6 protein-coding genes are annotated in these 4,136 nt (G+C 34.3%); all 6 read left to right on the top strand.

Annotated elements, in window-relative coordinates:
• Window positions 1–615, top strand: a 615-nt coding sequence (locus A9G23_RS11490; protein WP_176700598.1) for a hypothetical protein, incomplete at its 5' end; no start/stop codon positions are given.
• Between the two features lie 14 nt (window positions 616–629).
• Window positions 630–1,646 carry a hypothetical protein gene (locus A9G23_RS04585; protein WP_065586502.1) on the top strand — a complete coding sequence of 339 codons (1,017 nt, stop codon included), beginning with the start codon at window positions 630–632 and terminating at the stop codon, window positions 1,644–1,646.
• Between the two features lie 14 nt (window positions 1,647–1,660).
• On the top strand, window positions 1,661–2,014 hold the full coding sequence (locus tag A9G23_RS04580) for a hypothetical protein (RefSeq protein ID WP_065586501.1): 354 nt from the start codon (window positions 1,661–1,663) through the stop codon (window positions 2,012–2,014).
• 145 nt (window positions 2,015–2,159) lie between these two features.
• On the top strand, window positions 2,160–2,678 hold the full coding sequence (locus A9G23_RS04575; RefSeq protein WP_065586500.1) for an endonuclease V: 519 nt from the start codon (window positions 2,160–2,162) through the stop codon (window positions 2,676–2,678).
• Between the two features lie 726 nt (window positions 2,679–3,404).
• Window positions 3,405–3,662, top strand: a complete 258-nt coding sequence (locus A9G23_RS04570; RefSeq protein WP_065586190.1) for a transposase — start codon at window positions 3,405–3,407, stop codon at window positions 3,660–3,662.
• On the top strand, window positions 3,662–4,136 hold a 475-nt coding region (locus tag A9G23_RS04565; RefSeq protein ID WP_141674914.1), incomplete at its 3' end, for an IS3 family transposase. The genes A9G23_RS04570 and A9G23_RS04565, both read left to right, overlap by 1 nt.

Genomic DNA, 4,136 nt, shown 5'->3' with positions numbered 1-4,136 from the left:
ATTGATATTACCGAAACAACTGGCGATAGAGAGTGGTTATTGGAGTGGGAAAATAATGTCTGTAAAAGGATTGAATCACGCTATTTAGATTATGCAGAAACAGATCATTCAGGTAATATAAAATTATATTTCAACGATCAAAAACAAATCAGCCGAGCAATTATTGAGGATGATTATGTTTATGTTTCCTTATTAGTACCTAGAGATGATTTAGGTCTTGATTTTAAAACCTTTGATGATTTATTGGCAAAACAGGATATTTTTGCCGATAACCTCTCTCTTTGGTCAATTGATGATTCATTATTTAACCAACTGTTAGATCGCGGGCTCTTAAATCAGATAACGCAGTTAGAGTTATCCTATACAAATATTGAATATTCTACCTTTGCTAGATTAGCTCAATTACCTTCTTTACAGACATTAAAATGTAAAGAATCTTCCGTCTATAAAATAGACCTCGTTGCTGCCGAAAAACAAAAACAGCAATATCGAGCGCAAGCACTCGCATTATTTGCCCTACAACAAAATAGCAATATAAAAATAACCTTTAATGACGGCAGAATCGATTATTTTCAAGAATTCTTACCCGATGATTTAAAACATCAACTTACTTAACAGATTAAAAAATCATGATAGTCAGAATAGAACTCAATCAACTAGAAAAGCGCAGTAATGACTACTTTTATAACGATACGCCGTTTAATGGCGAAGCTTACGATCATCGAGATAATCAACTTTATCAGGTATACGAAATTACCGACGGTATTATTACAGGTAGTCGAGATTATGGTGTTTTTGAAGCCAATGGTATGATAAAGGTCGATTATGAATTGTTACATAGCGGTGACTTTGATTATGAAATGAACGACATCCGTTATTCTTATCAAGGAAAACCATTTACAGGTTTATGTTATCAATATAGTTTTGGTTTTGTACAAGCCGAACATTTGTGTATTGATGGTTGGTTTGTTAAAACTATCGGTTATTATCCCGATGGTACAGGTCGAATAAAAAGATACGAAGAAAAACAAATTGATATTACCGAAACAACTGGCGATAGAGAGTGGTTATTGGAGTGGGAAAATAATGTCTGTAAAAGGATTGAATCACGCTATTTAGATTATGCAGAAACAGATCATTCAGGTAATATAAAATTATATTTCAACGATCAAAAACAAATCAGCCGAGCAATTATTGAGGATGATTATGTTTATGTTTCCTTATTAGTACCTAGAGATGATTTAGGTCTTGATTTTAAAACCTTTGATGATTTATTGGCAAAACAGGATATTTTTGCCGATAACCTCTCTCTTTGGTCAATTGATGATTCATTATTTAACCAACTGTTAGATCGCGGGCTCTTAAATCAGATAACGCAGTTAGAGTTATCCTATACAAATATTGAATATTCTACCTTTGCTAGATTAGCTCAATTACCTTCTTTACAGACATTAAAATGTAAAGAGTCTTCCGTATATAAAATAGACCTCGTTGCTGCCGAAAAACAAAAACAGCAATATCGAGCACAAGCACTCGCATTATTTGCCCTACAACAAAATAGCAATATAAAAATAACCTTTAATGACGGCAGAATCGATTATTTTCAGGCATTTTTACCGGATGATTTAAAACAACAGCTTACTTAATAGATTAAAAAATCATGATAGTCAGAATAGAACTCAATCAACTAGAAAAGCGCAGTAATGACTACTTTTATAACGATACACCATTTAATGGCGAAGCTTATGATCATCGTGACAATCAGCTTTATCAAGTATATGAAATCACCGATGGCGTTATTACAGGTAGTCGAGATTATGGTGTATTTGAAGCCAATGGTATGATAAAGTTAGAACAGGGCGAAAAGGAGAATAAAATGAATGAGATAAAAAATAAAACTGAGTCTAACCCACCGATTCGGGTAGAGTTAAGTCATTTGCAACGGATTGATGGCTTGTACTTTTTAAATGATGTATTGTTTCGTGGATTGGCTTATGACCATCGGAATAACTAAACTTAATAAATATATTTAATAATAATCAATACAGAAGTGAATATTATCGCATTGAATTAATAACAGTAATAATGTTATCTTACTCAGTTAGTTTCAATGTATTGATTCATTGATAAATAATATTTTAAAGAAAAGATAACTTAATATGATACTTGCAATTGATGTTTATTACATTGATAACCGCGCCAAATCGGTCGGCGTTTTATTTCATCATTGGACTGATTCAACCTCAGCAATTGAACAGGTAATCACTGATTATCAAGATAATGTTGCGCCCTATCAATCAGGTCAGTTTTATCAACGTGAATTGCCTTGCATTATGTCACTGCTTGATAAAATTGATTTAAGTAAACTTACCTGCATTGTGATTGATGGTTATGTGCATTTGGATGAAGGTAAGATAGGGCTAGGTGGGCATTTGTATCATGCATTAAACAAAACCATCCCTATTATTGGTGTTGCTAAAAAGCCGTTTTCAGGCAATAGCGAGTATTTGATCGAGGTTCTTCGTGGTCAAAGTAAGCACCCGCTATATGTTACCTCGATAGGCATACCGCTAATAAATGCAGCCAATAGCGTGCAATCAATGGCAGGTAAACACCGAATACCTGATGTGCTGAGCTATTTAGATCAACAAACAAAATTGTTTAAACACGAACAATAACGGATTAGATTGAATTTGGCTAGGATGGATTGAATTACAGTAATGCGGACATTCGCCGACCCAATAAGAGTCGGTTAATGGTTGAGTTAAATTAGGTATAGGAAAACGCCGAGTTGTTTACGCGCCATGATTAAAACAATCCGCTAAAACCCATAAGGCATTTTCCTTAAAATCGCTTTATGGATTTTAACGGTATTATAAAAATTAATAAAGTGAACTTTTATTGCCTGTCTTTTGTGTTATAAAATAACTTGAATGTCAGATTAAGTAAAGACTATTACACCTTAATCAAAAATCGACCTTCTCCTTTAACCCTGTTATCAATAAACCATTAACTTCCGCTATCCGCTCATTAAGTGACTGGCCCACGTTGAGTCATAAACGCACCTTGTATGGGGTGATTACTGAGTTTAGTCTGTTATCGGTCAATAAAGAGGAAGCCCATTATCAGGTGGTGTTATCCTCGTATTTTATTAATAAATGAGAGAATTGGATTGAAGGGTTTATTTGAAAATAAAAATTTAATATTAATATTAATATTAGATATTAGTGATAAAAATGATATAACCGGATTATATAAAATCGGGGGACCAAGATTCGATTAACATGTTAAACGGTAATATCATTAATAAAAGCATTCAATTAGAATCAGAATGTAACTATCCCCTAAAATAGTACAGCAAAAAGTAGAAAATTCTCTATGATACAAGTAAAGAGGATTTAATTATGAAAAAAATGACTGAACATCAAATCGTCGCTATTTTAAAAGAAGCTGAAGCAGGTATTCCTGTCAAGGAACTCTGCCGTAAATATGGCATGGGGAATTCAACTTTCTATAAATGGCGAGATAAATACGGTGGTATGGAAACCTCGGATATCAAACGTTTAAAGGAGCTGGAGGCCGAAAACCGTAAACTTAAACAGATGTTTGCTGAGCTCAGTTTAAAATCTCAGCTTCAGGAAGAAATCATAAAAAAGCTTTAGTGCCAACTGGGGCACGTAAAACGTGGGCACAGCAACTACAACAAAATCATTTGGTTACTATTGCTATGAGTTGTGCCATTGTTGGCTTAAGTCGTTGTGCTTACTATTATCAACCTAAGTTACAGGATGATTCGGTGATTGTTTCGGTATTGAATGCTATCACAGACCGGCATTTACGCTGGGGCTTTCCTAAATGCTTTAATCGTATCAGAAAGCTCGGCTATAAATGGAATCATAAACGGGTATATCGGGTGTATTGTGAATTAAAGCTTAATCTCAGGGTAAAGCGTAAAAAACGTATTCCTCCACGAAGCCCAGAAAGGCTATTGGTTCCTAATAAACAAGGTGAATGTTGGTCAATGGATTTTATGAGTGACAGTAGCTGTAATCAACGTCGCTTTAGGACATTCAATGTCATTGATGACTTTAATCGTGAGGCGTTAGGTATTGATATTGCAGTAAGCTTACCGGCAG

Origin of the sequence: Gilliamella sp. App4-10 (assembly GCF_001690495.1) — a bacterium.
GTDB lineage: Bacteria > Pseudomonadota > Gammaproteobacteria > Enterobacterales > Orbaceae > Gilliamella > Gilliamella apicola_G.
Note: the sequence above shows the minus strand (reverse complement) of the source record. Positions and strands in the feature narration are given on the sequence as shown.

Excerpts from the sequence above, each read along its gene's own strand:
- A9G23_RS04585 (WP_065586502.1), top strand. The coding sequence starts at position 630 with ATGATAGTCAGAATAGAACTCAATCAACTAGAAAAGCGCAGTAATGAC.
- A9G23_RS04580 (WP_065586501.1), top strand. The coding sequence starts at position 1,661 with ATGATAGTCAGAATAGAACTCAATCAACTAGAAAAGCGCAGTAATGAC.
- A9G23_RS04575 (WP_065586500.1), top strand. The coding sequence starts at position 2,160 with ATGATACTTGCAATTGATGTTTATTACATTGATAACCGCGCCAAATCG.
- A9G23_RS04570 (WP_065586190.1), top strand. The coding sequence starts at position 3,405 with ATGAAAAAAATGACTGAACATCAAATCGTCGCTATTTTAAAAGAAGCT.